This is a genomic window from Methylobacterium haplocladii, from assembly GCF_007992175.1.
Lineage (GTDB): Bacteria > Pseudomonadota > Alphaproteobacteria > Rhizobiales > Beijerinckiaceae > Methylobacterium > Methylobacterium haplocladii.
Map to the genome: position 1 here is coordinate 1 of NZ_BJZT01000038.1, position 12,009 is coordinate 12,009.

16 protein-coding genes are annotated in these 12,009 nt (G+C 70.2%); 4 read left to right on the top strand and 12 right to left on the bottom strand.

All coding sequences use genetic code 11. The annotated features are described in order from the left end of the window. Positions 1 to 173: 173 nt before the first annotated feature. The 5 genes from MHA02_RS17125 to ygfZ all read right to left on the bottom strand — a co-directional run bounded on the left by MHA02_RS17125 (position 174) and on the right by ygfZ (position 3,431). Entirely contained in the window at positions 174 to 458 is a 285-nt protein-coding gene (locus MHA02_RS17125) for an exodeoxyribonuclease VII small subunit (protein ID WP_147080862.1), read from the bottom strand. Positions 459 to 617: 159 nt separating this feature from the next. Beyond that, a complete protein-coding gene (locus MHA02_RS17130) occupies positions 618 to 1,130 on the bottom strand; it encodes a tyrosine phosphatase family protein (protein ID WP_147080864.1) in 513 nt (170 codons plus the stop codon). 16 nt (positions 1,131 to 1,146) lie between these two features. Further along, a complete protein-coding gene (locus MHA02_RS17135; RefSeq protein ID WP_147080866.1) occupies positions 1,147 to 1,788 on the bottom strand; it encodes an HD domain-containing protein in 642 nt (213 codons plus the stop codon). Next, positions 1,785 to 2,399: a DNA-3-methyladenine glycosylase I gene (locus tag MHA02_RS17140; RefSeq protein ID WP_147080869.1), complete on the bottom strand. Its 615-nt coding sequence runs from the start codon at positions 2,397 to 2,399 to the stop codon at positions 1,785 to 1,787. Before MHA02_RS17140 ends, MHA02_RS17135 begins: the two co-directional genes overlap by 4 nt. Positions 2,400 to 2,570: 171 nt before the next feature. Next, positions 2,571 to 3,431 carry a CAF17-like 4Fe-4S cluster assembly/insertion protein YgfZ gene (ygfZ, locus tag MHA02_RS17145; protein ID WP_147080871.1) on the bottom strand — a complete coding sequence of 287 codons (861 nt, stop codon included), beginning with the start codon at positions 3,429 to 3,431 and terminating at the stop codon, positions 2,571 to 2,573. A gap of 91 nt (positions 3,432 to 3,522) precedes the next feature. Between ygfZ and MHA02_RS17150 the strand changes: the two genes are divergently transcribed. Further along, positions 3,523 to 4,866, top strand: a complete 1,344-nt coding sequence (locus MHA02_RS17150) for a dihydroorotase (RefSeq protein WP_147080873.1) — start codon at positions 3,523 to 3,525, stop codon at positions 4,864 to 4,866. 129 nt (positions 4,867 to 4,995) lie between these two features. On the opposite strand, the gene MHA02_RS17155 is transcribed toward MHA02_RS17150, so the two are convergent. The 6 genes from MHA02_RS17155 to MHA02_RS17180 form a co-directional block, all read right to left on the bottom strand. Then, positions 4,996 to 5,205: a hypothetical protein gene (locus tag MHA02_RS17155; protein WP_147080875.1), complete on the bottom strand. Its 210-nt coding sequence runs from the start codon at positions 5,203 to 5,205 to the stop codon at positions 4,996 to 4,998. A 364-nt stretch (positions 5,206 to 5,569) separates the two neighbouring features. Continuing rightward, positions 5,570 to 5,836, bottom strand: a complete 267-nt coding sequence (locus MHA02_RS17160) for a hypothetical protein (RefSeq protein ID WP_238180230.1) — start codon at positions 5,834 to 5,836, stop codon at positions 5,570 to 5,572. 152 nt (positions 5,837 to 5,988) lie between these two features. Then, entirely contained in the window at positions 5,989 to 6,432 is a 444-nt protein-coding gene (locus tag MHA02_RS17165) for a TIGR02301 family protein (RefSeq protein ID WP_147081085.1), read from the bottom strand. Positions 6,433 to 6,435: 3 nt separating this feature from the next. Then, positions 6,436 to 6,933, bottom strand: coding sequence for an NUDIX hydrolase (locus tag MHA02_RS17170; RefSeq protein ID WP_147080877.1), 498 nt, complete (start codon positions 6,931 to 6,933; stop codon positions 6,436 to 6,438). Next, positions 6,930 to 8,054 carry a hypothetical protein gene (locus MHA02_RS17175; RefSeq protein ID WP_147080879.1) on the bottom strand — a complete coding sequence of 375 codons (1,125 nt, stop codon included), beginning with the start codon at positions 8,052 to 8,054 and terminating at the stop codon, positions 6,930 to 6,932. The genes MHA02_RS17170 and MHA02_RS17175 overlap by 4 nt, the downstream gene beginning before the upstream one ends. Positions 8,055 to 8,188: 134 nt before the next feature. Continuing rightward, entirely contained in the window at positions 8,189 to 8,911 is a 723-nt protein-coding gene (locus tag MHA02_RS17180; protein ID WP_147081088.1) for an SDR family NAD(P)-dependent oxidoreductase, read from the bottom strand. A gap of 353 nt (positions 8,912 to 9,264) precedes the next feature. Between MHA02_RS17180 and MHA02_RS22470 the strand changes: the two genes are divergently transcribed. Beyond that, positions 9,265 to 9,423 (top strand): hypothetical protein, encoded by a 159-nt coding sequence (locus MHA02_RS22470; protein ID WP_210245083.1) that lies wholly within the window; start codon positions 9,265 to 9,267, stop codon positions 9,421 to 9,423. Positions 9,424 to 9,594: 171 nt separating this feature from the next. Here the strand turns inward: MHA02_RS22470 and pdxH are convergent, their stop codons facing one another. Next, complete coding sequence (gene pdxH, locus MHA02_RS17185) at positions 9,595 to 10,221, bottom strand: pyridoxamine 5'-phosphate oxidase (protein ID WP_147080881.1); 627 nt, start codon at positions 10,219 to 10,221, stop codon at positions 9,595 to 9,597. A 92-nt stretch (positions 10,222 to 10,313) separates the two neighbouring features. On the opposite strand from pdxH, the gene MHA02_RS17190 reads away from it, so the two are divergent. Together MHA02_RS17190 and MHA02_RS17195 are read left to right on the top strand one after the other, a co-directional pair. Further along, positions 10,314 to 10,793: an RT0821/Lpp0805 family surface protein gene (locus MHA02_RS17190; protein WP_147080883.1), complete on the top strand. Its 480-nt coding sequence runs from the start codon at positions 10,314 to 10,316 to the stop codon at positions 10,791 to 10,793. Positions 10,794 to 10,976: 183 nt separating this feature from the next. Continuing rightward, on the top strand, positions 10,977 to 11,888 hold the full coding sequence (locus tag MHA02_RS17195) for a DnaJ C-terminal domain-containing protein (RefSeq protein ID WP_147080885.1): 912 nt from the start codon (positions 10,977 to 10,979) through the stop codon (positions 11,886 to 11,888). The last annotated feature ends 121 nt before the right edge of the window (positions 11,889 to 12,009 follow it).

Genomic DNA, 12,009 nt, shown 5'->3' on the forward strand with positions numbered 1-12,009 from the left:
CCCTCCGGAAGGCGACGCAGCGCGTCAGGCGTCGGGATCGAATCGAGAATGGTCTTGTCTACGAGTGCCACCGAACCATCCTCATGTCCGGAGTAAGAAAAGGCGCGCAAGGTCTTGCGCGAGCTGATGACTTCGATCGAAGCGAGCGTGAGGAGGCCATGCGCCGGCGCCCGCTACTCGACGTCGAGGGGAGCGACGGAGGCTGCCTGACCATCGGGGCCGAGGGTGATCCGCTGGATGCGGGCTTCGGCCCGCTTGAGCAGCGCTTCGCAATGGCGCTTCAGCGCCTCGCCGCGCTCGTAGATCTCCACGGACCGGTCGAGGGGCACATCGCCCTTCTCGAGCTGACGTACGATCTCTTCGAGCTGCGCCAGCGCCGCCTCGAAGGGCAGGTCTTCGGGCACGGCGTCGGGCGCCCCGGGCACGGAGGCCGGCGCGGCGGATCGAGCTGCGTTCATCCCTCACATCCCATTGGGCCGGTTATGACGGGGCCGGTGCAACCGCACAAGCCCGCCGGATTGCTCGGAGGCGCAGCCCCGCGTCGGGTCTCGATGATCATGTCGGGCCAGTAACGCATGACGGCCGGTTTCCGTCGCGTTTTCTTCCGAGCCGGGTCCTCACCCGAGGGCGAGGTGGAACGGCGTACCCTCGAAGGCCTCCGCGCCGCGCCCGATGCCGGCGATGCCGGTGATCATGCGGCCCTGTCGTCCGAGCAGGCCGTCGGCGATCTCGACGAGCAGCCGGTTCGGGGTCGCGGAGGGGGACGCCCGGCGGAGTTCCGACGCGATGCCGCCCTCGTCCCGCTCCGGCTGGAGCGCACAGGCGGCGATGTAGAGCGCGGCCGTCGAGCGGCTGATGCCGGCATAGCAGTGGATCACGAGCGGCCGGGCGCGATTCCAGCCGCGCACGAAGTCGAGCAGCGCCCGCACATGCGCCTCCGCCGGCAGGATGTGATCGGCCATCGGGGAAGAGATGTCGCTGACGCCGAGGACGAGGTGGCGCTCCGCTTCGATCGCAGCCGGTCGCCTGACGGCGGCGCCGGCTGTGAAGAGCGTGACGAGATGGCTCGCCTGCGTCGCCGCGACGGTCTCGGGCAGGCGCGCCAGCGAGCAGGCATGGAGGGTCGGCATCGGCTTCTCGACTGTATCAGGATCGGGCGCGCGGCGGTTCGCCGGGTAGGGCGGCCGTCAGGGCCGCGAAACGGGCGAGATAGCAGGCCTGCGCCTCCGCCGTCGGGCGGCAGACGATCCAGGTCTCGATGTCGGCCGCGACCACATCCGGCAGGACGGGCGTCCGGCCGAAGATGCGTCCGGCCTCGTCCTCGGAGAAACCGGCGATCCGGACCGCCTCGATCGCGGCCGCGATCCGGTCGGCGCGCTTGACGAGCCGCGCCAGGGCCGGGGAGGGCGGGGCGAGTTCGAAGCGACGGCGGATGGCGCCGAGCAGCCGCCGTTCGACCGACTTGTAGGCGTCGCCGATCGCGGCCTTCAAGGGCGAGATGATGTCGCCGATGACGTATTCGGGCGCGTCGTGCAGCAGCAGTTCGAGGCGCTGCGCCGGCCCGTCGCCGCCGGCCAGCCCACCGCCGATCGCCTCGACCAGCAGCGAATGCTGCGCGACCGAGAAGACGTGCGGCCCGTGCGTCTGCCCGTTCCAGCGGGCCACGCGGGCGAGGCCGTGCGCAATGTCGGCGATCTCGACGTCGAGCGGCGAGGGATCGAGCAGATCGAGCCGCCGGCCCGACAGCATGCGCTGCCAGGCCCGCGGCGGTTGCTTCACGGCTTTCATGCCGGAGCGAGCGCGGCGCAGGCCGCATGGCGATGACAGCCGGTGAGGTGATCGTTGACCATCCCCGTCGCCTGCATGAAGGCGTGGACGATGGTCGGCCCGCAGAAGCTGAAGCCCTCGGCCTTCAACGCCTTCGCGATCTGTTGCGAGACTTCGGTTTCGGTCGCGATGTCGCCCCGGCTCAGCGCTCCGGACTGGATCGGCCGCCCATCGACGAAATCCCAGAGGAACCGCGAAAAGCCCGGTCCGCGCTCCTCGATGGCCAGCCACGCGCGGGCGCCAGCGATGGTGCCGACGATCTTGGCGCGGTTCCGGATGATGCCGGTGTCGGCCATCAGCCGCGCCACGTCGGCCTCGGTGAAGCGCGCGATGCGCTCGGGTTCGAAACCGACGAAGGCCCGCCGAAACCCCTCGCGGCGGCGCAGGATGGTGATCCAGGACAACCCGGCCTGGAAGCCGTCGAGGATCAGCTTTTCGTAGAGGGCGCGGGAATCGTATTCGGGCACGCCCCATTCGGTGTCGTGATAGGCGACGTAGACCGGGTCGAGCCCGGCCCACCAGCAACGCGGGCAGCCGTCGGGATGGGTGGTGATGAGGCCGGTCTCGTCCATCACACCCACCCTGCGCCCGAATTCCGCACCGTCGTTCCGGGGCCGCGCAGCGGAACCCGGAAGCCACCCGTGATGCGCCGGAGATGAAGGACGATGTGCCCAGTCGTGGATCCCGGGTTCTCGCCTTTGGCGAGCCCCGGGATGACAGGGTTATGGTCTCGAAACGTCACCTCACCCAGCCGGTGCCGCGGCATCCGCCGGGAAGGCGAAGGTGGCGAAGGAGGGCTTCTCGACACCCGCGATGAGACCGCCCGCACGCACCGGCTCGCCTGTGGCCAGCGCATCACCGAGGCGGTCGAGGCGGATCGCGGCGAGGCCGCGTCCGCCGGCAGAGCTGCCCGTGGTGCCGAGGTTCTTCTGGCCGGCCGTCACCTCGCTGCCGGGGGGGGCCGCCTCGCCGTCGCGGTAAACCAGCGACACGATGCGGGTGCGGGCGGTGCCGCGGTGCTGCATGCGCGAGACCACCTCCTGACCCACGTAGCAGCCTTTGCGAAAATCGACGCCGCCGAGCTGGTCCATCAGCGCCTCGTGCGGGAAGGCGTCGGCGAAGGCGAAGTCGCGCCCGCCCTCCGGAACGCCGAGGGCGATGCGGTGGGTGTGGTAATCGTCTTCGGTGGCATCGGCCGAGAACGCGCCTTGCGAAAAATAGAGGCGGCCGCCGAGTTGCGGCAGGCGCCCGTCCGCGAAGCGCGGCACGTCGGCGCTCGTCTCCGCATCGTTCCAGGAGGCGGCGACGCCCTGGGCCGGGTCGGCCGCGATCGTCACCTTGGCGCGCAGCTTGTAGAGGGTCAGGCGCTTGACGAGGTCGGGCACCTGCCCGGCCGCGACGTCGAGGCGAAACGCGTCGGGGCCGGCCCGCGACACCAGGAAGTCGAACTGGATCTTTCCTTGCGGCGTGAGAAGCGCCCCGAGGCGAGCCTCGCCCTCCGGCAGGGACTCGACATTGCAGGTCAGGATGCCCTGCAGGAAGGAGGTCGCCGGCTCCCCGGTGACCGTGACGACGGCGCGGTCCGGCAGCAATGCGATCGGCATGGACGTCTCACGCGATGGGCGCCGCGGGAATTGCACGCGGCCAGCGGCTGACATAAGCCGCCCGGCATTGAGCCTCAATGTGGAGCGGCCGGTGACGGAGACGCCTTTCGATCTCGTGCTGACGGGCGGGACGGTGGTCAACCACGATGGCGAGACCCTGGCCGACCTCGGCATCCGGGCGGGCCGGGTCGCCGCGATCGGCGACCTGTCCCAGGCTCGAACCGTCGAGAGGCGCGACTGTACCGGCCTGCATCTGCTGCCCGGCGTCATCGACAGCCAGGTCCATTTCCGCGAGCCGGGGCTCGACCACAAGGAAGACCTCGAATCGGGCTCGCGCGCCGCGGTGATGGGCGGCGTCACGGCCGTCTTCGAAATGCCGAACACCAACCCGCTGACCACCAGTGCCGCGGCGCTCGCCGACAAGGTGGCGCGCGCACATCACCGGATGCATTGCGACTTCGCCTTCTGGGTCGGCGGCACGCACGAGAACGCCGATCAGGTTGCCGAACTGGAGCGGCTTCCGGGCGCGGCCGGCATCAAGATCTTCATCGGGTCGTCGACCGGCGCGCTGCTGGTGGAGGACGATGCCGGCGTGCGCGAAATCCTGAAAAGAATCCGCCGCCGGGCCGCCTTCCACTCGGAAGACGAGCCAATGCTGCGGGAGCGCAAAGGCCTGCGGGTGCCGGGCGACCCGTCCTCGCATCCGGTCTGGCGGTCGCCCGAGGTCGCAGTGAAGGCGACGCGGCGGCTGATCGCGCTCGCCCGGGAGACCGGCGCACGCATCCACATCCTGCACATCTCGACCCAGGACGAGATGCCGATCCTCGCCGAGGCCAAGGACCTCGTCAGCGTCGAGGTGACGCCGCATCACCTCACCCTCGACGGCAGCGAGGCCTATGCCCGCCTCGGTACGCTGGTGCAGATGAACCCGCCGGTGCGCGACGCCGCCCATCGCGACGGGATCTGGCGGGGCCTCGCCCAAGGCATCGCCGACGTGCTCGGTTCGGACCACGCCCCGCACACGCTGGAGGAGAAGGCCAAGCCCTATCCCGACTCGCCCTCCGGCATGACCGGGGTGCAGACGCTGGTACCGATCATGCTCGATCACGTCGCCGCCGGGCGGCTCTCACTCGCGCGCTTCGTCGACCTGACGAGCGCCGGGCCGAAGCGGCTGTTCGGCATCGCGCGAAAGGGCCGGCTGGCCGTCGGCTACGACGCGGACGTCACCGTGGTCGACCTGAAGCGCCGCGAGACGATCCGCAACGACTGGATCGCCTCGAAATGCGGCTGGACGCCCTATGACGGCGTCTGCGTCACCGGCTGGCCGGTCGGCACGCTGGTGCGCGGCGTCCCCGTCATGTGGCAGGGCGATCTCGTGGCGCCGTCACGCGGCGAAGCCGTCGTCTTCGAAGAGGCCTTGCATCCGCTCTCGTGACGCAGGGGCCGGAAACGATCCGGATCAGCCGCCCGATCGTCTCGAAGAACCGCGCGTGCCGCATTCGCTCGGTTCGCGCCGGCCGCCAGCGCGTCGGCCCGTGTCCGCAAGCAACGCCCGCGACGAGGATCATTGCTGCTGCGCCCAGATCAGATGCAGGCCGGCGCGATTGCGGAACCACCGCATCGGCGGCGCGTGCCGGCCGTTCTGCGCGTAGGAACCGGCCAGACGATCGACGAGCGCCTTGGCCTCGTCGTGGTTCTCGATATCGACGGCGAGTGTCTCCAGCGAAGGCTCGCTGCGGCGGTCGACCCGGCGATACTTGATGGCGAATGGCATGACGCGACACCCGATATGTTCATGTACGATGAACGTCAGGCTATGCGACGAACCGGAGAATCCCAGTTACGGCTGAGAACACAGGATGGAAAACTGAGTTGAGATTTGGAATACTTCAGTCGATCGATAAAATTTGATCTGATCTGTGCGCTTTCCGATTTCAAGACATCAGATCGGACAGGCTACAAAACACCAAGGCACGCCAGCGGCTTAGCGAGTCGGTTCTTCCAAGTCGCTGCGCGCAGTCAGGCCCAGACATCCGCAAAAACATGATCCGGCGTCGCGAGACGCGTCACGCGACCGCGTCTGTCGGTGCGGCGAACGTCCTGTGGATATTGCAGTGACCGGCCCGGCAGACGGCGTTCTAGTGATGAAGCGTCGTCGTGAACCCGCCGGCGCGGATGCGCTCGGGCAAGCCTTCGGCATAGACCGCAGTGGCGTCTTCGCCATAGGTGGCCACGAGTTCCTGGAAGGCCGCGAACAAGGCGGCCTGCGCCATGCAATCCCCGTCGAGCCCATCCAGACAGCCCTCGGCGAAAGCTTCGGTGACGAGGCCCAGGGCGACGCGCTTGTCGTCGCTGTCGACATCGAAGGTTTCGGCGGCGGTTTCCTGGAGCATGGTCTCGCGCATGGTTCGGGCCGATCCGTTGTCCGGCGAAGCAGTTGGACGATAGGCCGCTTGGGCCGCGCGGACCAGCAGGGAATTGCGAAGAGGTTAATGTCGACGCCACGATTGGAGCGATCGTCGTAACCAAACGGTTATGTGGCCATTCGGCAACAAGCTCACCCGCCGAAACGGCCGGCGATGCCATGGGACAGGCGCTCGCCCTCGCCGAGATAGCGGTTCGTCGCCTCGGTCGCCGACGGCGTGCAGACCCGGTAGGTGAGGGCATAGCCGCGGTAGCCGCGGTTGTAGGCACCGGCGAGCCGGTCGCGGCGGTTCGGCGTCACCCCTTCCGATTCCATGATGGATTTCATCCGCGCCGGCCATTCGGCGGCGTCCCCAGCGCCGCAGAGGCCACGCAGGAAGGCCAGTGCGCCGATGATCTCGGAGAGACGCAGGAGGTCGCGGTCGTAGGGAGCGGGCGGAGGCTCGGCCGGGGGCGGAGGCTCCTTGTCCGCCGGCTTCTGCTGGGATTGCGGCCGCGCCGGCGCCACGCGCTGTTGGGCAAGCGCAGGTGTGGCGGCGAGCAGTATGGCGAGCAGGATCGGACCGAGCCGGCGGATCACCTACGTGCCTCCCCCGACGCGGGAAAACGCCTCGGCCAGCGTGCCGGCGAGGCCCGGCGTGGTCTCCAGCCCGGCGACGTCCGCGAGCTGCGCCCAGCGCACATCGAGGGCCTCCGGTCCTGGCGTCGGCTCGCCGGCGAGCCAGGTCGCGGCATGGGGATGGATGACGTAGTGGTGACGGATGCCGCCGGCCTCGTCGCGCAAGATGATCTCGGTCGGCGTCAGGCTGGTGCCGACGACCGCGGCAACCACGCCGACCTCCTCCGAAAGCTCGCGGAGTGCGGCCTGCGCCAGCGGCTCCCCGGCCTCGACGAGCCCCCCCGGAAGCGTCCAGACGCCCCGCATCGGCTGGTTGGCGCGCGCGGCGAGCAGCACCCGTCCGTTCCGGATCACGGCGATCGAGACGCCGACGAAAGGACGGGTCGGAAACAGCCGGTCGTCGCCGTCGCTCGTGGCTTGTACGGGCGTCGGCCGTGCGTGAGCCAGGGCGGCCGTCATGGCGACACGGCTCCGGCGGCGTTCGCGGGGATCACGGCCAAGCGGCCATCCGCGAGGCCGACGAGGATCCGCGCCCGACCTCCACGGCCGAGCACGGCGACGCCGAGGGCGGCCGGTCCGGGCAGCAGAATCCGCGCCCGTTCCGCGATGCCGCCCTGGAGCGACACGATCGCGAGCGTGTCGCGGTCGGCGGCGGGGAGGGCGAGGGCTGCGGCTTGGCCGGGCTCGCCCGGAATCACGGCGGCGAGGTCGATCTCGGCGGTCGGGCCGGCATAGCCCGGCGCCTCGGCGGACAGGCTGAGAGCGCCGTCGGCGTAGGACCAGAGCTGCAGCACCCCCACCCCGTCGGGCTCGCGGATCGTCGCGGCCTGGGGACGGCCGCTGCCGGCGAAATCGCCGAGGCCCGCGACGGCGAGCGGCGTTGCGCCGGACTGCGGCGGCGTGCGCGCGACGACGCTCCAGGCGCCGGCGGCGTCCTTGGCAGCGAGCACCAGCGCGGAGACGGCACCCGGCCCGGCCGTGACGGCGACGATCACCGGTGTGCCGTCGATCGTCGCGATGCGCGGGCGGCGGGCGGCGAAGACCGCGTCGGCCCCCGGCGCGAGCGTGGCGCTCGCCACCGGCACGGCCGTCGGCTCGCTGGTGGTCCCGACGGGCTGGCGCTCGCGGATCGTCAGGCCCGAGGCCCGGCCCGTGGCGCCGGTCGGCCCCGAAAGGTAGGCGCTCAGCGGGCCTGACAGCGCCCGGCGCGAGCCCGGCACCGCGCCGCGCGGCGTCTCGGAGGCGGCGAGCCCCTCCATCGCCTCGGCCCCGATGAGCGTGGTCTTCACCGTGTCGCCGTCGAGGCTGAGCACGGCCCCGCCGCCCTCGCCCCAGACCACGGCCACCGGCGCGATCTCGGTCTCGTCCGGTGTCGGTGCGGGACGTGCCTTCGGGTCGGCACTCGCGGGTTTCGGCCGGGCGATCGGCAGCAGCCCCGAGGTCGAGACGGCAAGCGCCACCTCGCTGCCGGGTCCGCGCATCGCCTTCACGGAGAAGGGCAGGTCGAGGATCGTGACGCCGCCCGCCGGCTCCGCGGCCACGGCCGGAGCGGCCAGAATGAGGAGGAGGGCGGCGACCACGAGGCCGCCCGCACCCTTTCCGTCATGGCGAGCCGAAGGCGAAGCAAGCCGGGGCTGAAGCCCCGAGGTCGCGGATCCGGCCCTGGGTTTCTTCGCCGCGCTCGCGATGACGGAGGAAGCGATCGACCACGCCCTCAAACGTGCTGCCCGCCGTTGATGTGCAATTCCGCCCCGTTCACGTAGGACGACGCCTCGGTGCAGAGGAAGTAGATCGCCTTGGCGACCTCGTCCGGCGTGCCGAGCCGCCGCTGCGGGATCTTCTTGACGATCTCGTCGGTGCCCGGCGACAGGATCGAGGTGTCGATCTCGCCCGGCGAGATCGCATTGACGCGCACGCCCAGCGGTCCGAAATCCTCCGCCATCTCGCGGGTCAGCCCGGCGAGCGCAGACTTCGAGGTGCCGTAGGCGGCGCCGGCGAAGGGGTGGACGCGCGAGCCGGCGATCGAGGTGACGTTGACGATGGAGCCCTTGGCCCGGGTCAGCTCCTCGCGCATGCCCTGGGCCAGCAGCATCGGCGCGAAGAAATTGACCTGAAACACCCGCGACCACGTCGTGTAGTCGGTGCCGAGCGCGCCGAGGCGCTGGCCGTCGGGACCTTTCGGCGAAATGCCGGCATTGTTGACGAGGGCGTGCAGCATGCCGCCCTCGGCCTCGAGCCGTCCGGCGACCTCGCGCACGCCGCGGATCGTATCCTCGGCATCGGCCAGATCGACCTGCAGATGGTCCTCGGGCCCCATCTCCCACGGGCAGTTTTCGGGGAAGGGGTGGCGGGAACAGGTGATGACGCGCCAGCCCGCAGCGGAGAAACGCTTCACGGTGGCGTGGCCGATTCCTCGGCTCGCGCCGGTGAGCAGCATGACGCGCCGACGATCGTTGGACTGGGCCAAGGCCGCTCCTTCAGTCCCGGCACGCGAACCGCCAAGGCCGCGGCGCCCGCATGGACACGCACAGGTCTAGGACGCGCGACACCGGAAATCCAGCGCCCTACCGCGTTGCAGCGATACAGGGCGATGCAGTCCGGAACGGATGACGGAAGCAGACCGGATTTGGGGGCGGCCCTCGGCCTGCACCGCTTCCTGGAAACACGCAGCGGGCGCGGAAGGCCTGTTGGCAGAGGCGGGCACGGTCGACGCACGCGCCGCACTTCTCTCCAGCGGCAATCAGGGACAGCCGCCGAACCGATGGCGTCGGCGCGGCGGCTGCCGATCGAATGGACTACGGCTTCGGCGCGTCCGGCTTCGGCGCGGGCGTTGCCGGCGGCGGTGTTGTCGGGGCGGTGCTCGCCGGCGGCGGAGGTGGCGGCGGCGGCGCCTTCTTCTCATCCTTGCACCCGGCGAGGGCAAAGACCCCGATCAGCGGCAACAGATAACGGATTCTCACGGCGCTTCTCCTCGTTCTGGGTCGAGAAGAACGCCGGGCGTGGCGAAACGGTTCGGATACGGACAGGGCGCTCGGTCCGGCGCATCACGTCGCCGGTCAGCTGGCACTCTATCCAGCGATGTCCGAGCCTCACACGCACACCTGAGGTGCCGCGCAGCACTCACGGATACAACCGCGCCCGGCTCCACCCCGCCCCGTCCCGGGTAAACCGCACCCGGTCGTGCAGCCGAAAGTCGCCGTTCTGCCAGAACTCCATCTGAACGGGGGCGATCCGAAATCCCGTCCAGTTCTCCGGCCGCGGAATCGGGCCGTCTTCGTATCGCGCCGAGAGTTCTGCGACTTCGGCCATCAGCGTCGGGCGGTCGGCCAGCGGGCGCGACTGCCGGCTGGCGATGGCGCCGATGCGGCTGTCGCGGTGGCGGCTGGCGAAATAGGCGTCGGCCTCCTCCGGCGTCACCGGCACGATCGGGCCGCGGGCGCGGATCTGCCGACGTAGGGATTTCCAGTGAAACACCACGGCCGCCTGTGGATTGCGGGCGAGCTGCTCGCCCTTGGCGGATTCGACGTTGGTGTAGAACACGAGCCCGTGCGGGTCGGCGCCCTTCAGGAGCACCATGCGCACGTCGGGCAGGCCGTTCGCATCCGCCGTGGCGAGCGCCATCGCATTGGCATCCTCGGGCTCCGCGGCCGTCGCCTCCGTCATCCAGGCGGAGAACAGCGCCCAGGGATCTCGCGCGAGCGTGAAGTCCGCCGGAGCCCGAGGCTCATCGTCTCTTAACCGATCCACGCTCTACTCCTGTGCAGTGACATCCGTGTCGGGGGGGTACCGGCGTGGAGCACCGATGCGTCGGTCACGTATGTCTCGCGAGTTCAGGTGTAATGCGTTTTCGCGACTGTAAAGCCCTCAACGGGCCGCCGCCGGGCGCGCTGATCGTCTCGGGCCTGATCCTGTCGGCGCTCTGCGGCTGCAGCGGGCCGATCCTGTCGTTCGCGTCCGACCCCAAACCGGAGGTGCGCGAGCCGACGAGTACCGGCAGTATCACCAAGCCGCCGACGAGCTTCGGCCGGGATCTCGACGACGAGGACTGGCGCCGGGCGCATGCCGCGCTCGCGGTGGCGCTCGATCCGCAAGGCAACGGCAAGCCGGTGAAGTGGGAGAACCCGGAGACCGCGATGCGCGGTTCCGTGAACCCCACCGGGCTTCCCTACGTCTCCAACGACGAGATCTGCCGCGACTTCCTCGCCTCGGTGGTGGCGCCCGCCACCAGCCGCTTCGTGCGCGGGACCGGTTGCAAGCCGTCGGGCGGCGGCTGGGAGTTGAAGCGCCTGAAGGCTGCGTCCAAGCCGGCGACGACCTGATTGGCGGCGTTTTGCACCGACGGCAGTCGGCGAGCGCGACGGCCCGGCGCCGCTTCCGCGACGGGCAGTCCTGGCGGCGTCGGCCGCAAGGGCCACTGGTATTCGACAACCAAACTCCCACGTTGAAGGGCTGATCACGAGGTCGTATCCGTACGGCCTGATTTCTCTTGGACATCATCCCGGATGCGGAACCCCTACGACGTGCTCGGCGTGCCGAAGGGCGCGAGCGAGGCGGAGGTCAAGAAGGCCTTCCGGAAGCTCGCCAAGGCCTATCACCCCGACTCGAACAAGGACCCGAAGGCCAAGGAGCGGTTCGCCGAGGCGAACACCGCCTACGAGGTGCTGGGCGACAAGGACAAGCGCGGCCAGTTCGACCGTGGCGAGATCGACGCCGAGGGCAAGCCCCGCGCCACCGGCTTCGAGGGCTTCGGTGGCGGGCGCGGCGGCTTCGACTTCGAGAACGTCCAGCGGGGCCGCGGTCCCGCCGGCGGTGGCATGAGCGACGACATCTTCTCCACGCTGTTCGGCGAGGCGTTTCGCGCGGGCGGCGCCGGGCCGGGGCAGGCGCGTGGGCCCGCGCGCGGCGAGGACGTCGCGGCGGAACTCACCGTCACCCTGGAGCAGGTGGCCAGCGACGAGAAGCTGCGCCTGACTCTCCCAGGGGGACGCGGCGTCGACGTGATGATCCCCAAGGGCGTGGTCGACGGCCAGACGATTCGACTGCGCGGCCTCGGCGGACAGGCCGGTCCGCGCGCGGAGCCGGGCGACGCACTCCTCACCATCCGGATCAAGCCGCACGACCGCTTCAAGGTGGAGGGCGCGGATCTGCGCGTCACCGTCGATCTCGCCCTTGAAGACGCCGTGCTCGGCGGGGCGCTCCGCGTGCCGACGCTGACCGGCGCCGTCGAGATGAAGATTCCGGCGATGACCAGTTCCGGCCGCGCGTTCCGGTTGCGTGGAAAGGGCCTGCCGAAGAAGGACGGCTCGCGCGGCGACCTGATCGCCACAACCGCCATCGTCCTGCCGTCCGACGCGGACGCGGCCCTTGCCGACTACGCGCGGCAGCGGCGCGAGGCCAAGGCCGGGACGGCCTGACCCTCACGCAGAGTGGCGGCCCGAGGCTTTCCCCTGCGCCGGGCCTCCGCTAAGGATGCCGGCCGCATGGCCGTCCCTTGGCGGGCGTCCCTTGGGTCGTGCGGTTGCGAAGGCAGGGTCG

Coding starts and splice junctions, on each gene's coding strand:
- MHA02_RS17125 (WP_147080862.1), bottom strand. CDS start 458: ATGAACGCAGCTCGATCCGCCGCGCCGGCCTCCGTGCCCGGGGCGCCC.
- MHA02_RS22470 (WP_210245083.1), top strand. CDS start 9,265: ATGGACTACGGCTTCGGCGCGTCCGGCTTCGGCGCGGGCGTTGCCGGC.
- MHA02_RS17135 (WP_147080866.1), bottom strand. CDS start 1,788: ATGAAAGCCGTGAAGCAACCGCCGCGGGCCTGGCAGCGCATGCTGTCG.
- MHA02_RS17155 (WP_147080875.1), bottom strand. CDS start 5,205: ATGCCATTCGCCATCAAGTATCGCCGGGTCGACCGCCGCAGCGAGCCT.
- MHA02_RS17160 (WP_238180230.1), bottom strand. CDS start 5,836: ATGCGCGAGACCATGCTCCAGGAAACCGCCGCCGAAACCTTCGATGTC.
- MHA02_RS17140 (WP_147080869.1), bottom strand. CDS start 2,399: ATGGACGAGACCGGCCTCATCACCACCCATCCCGACGGCTGCCCGCGT.
- MHA02_RS17190 (WP_147080883.1), top strand. CDS start 10,314: ATGCGTTTTCGCGACTGTAAAGCCCTCAACGGGCCGCCGCCGGGCGCG.
- MHA02_RS17170 (WP_147080877.1), bottom strand. CDS start 6,933: ATGACGGCCGCCCTGGCTCACGCACGGCCGACGCCCGTACAAGCCACG.
- MHA02_RS17195 (WP_147080885.1), top strand. CDS start 10,977: ATGCGGAACCCCTACGACGTGCTCGGCGTGCCGAAGGGCGCGAGCGAG.
- MHA02_RS17130 (WP_147080864.1), bottom strand. CDS start 1,130: ATGCCGACCCTCCATGCCTGCTCGCTGGCGCGCCTGCCCGAGACCGTC.
- ygfZ (WP_147080871.1), bottom strand. CDS start 3,431: ATGCCGATCGCATTGCTGCCGGACCGCGCCGTCGTCACGGTCACCGGG.
- MHA02_RS17180 (WP_147081088.1), bottom strand. CDS start 8,911: ATGCTGCTCACCGGCGCGAGCCGAGGAATCGGCCACGCCACCGTGAAG.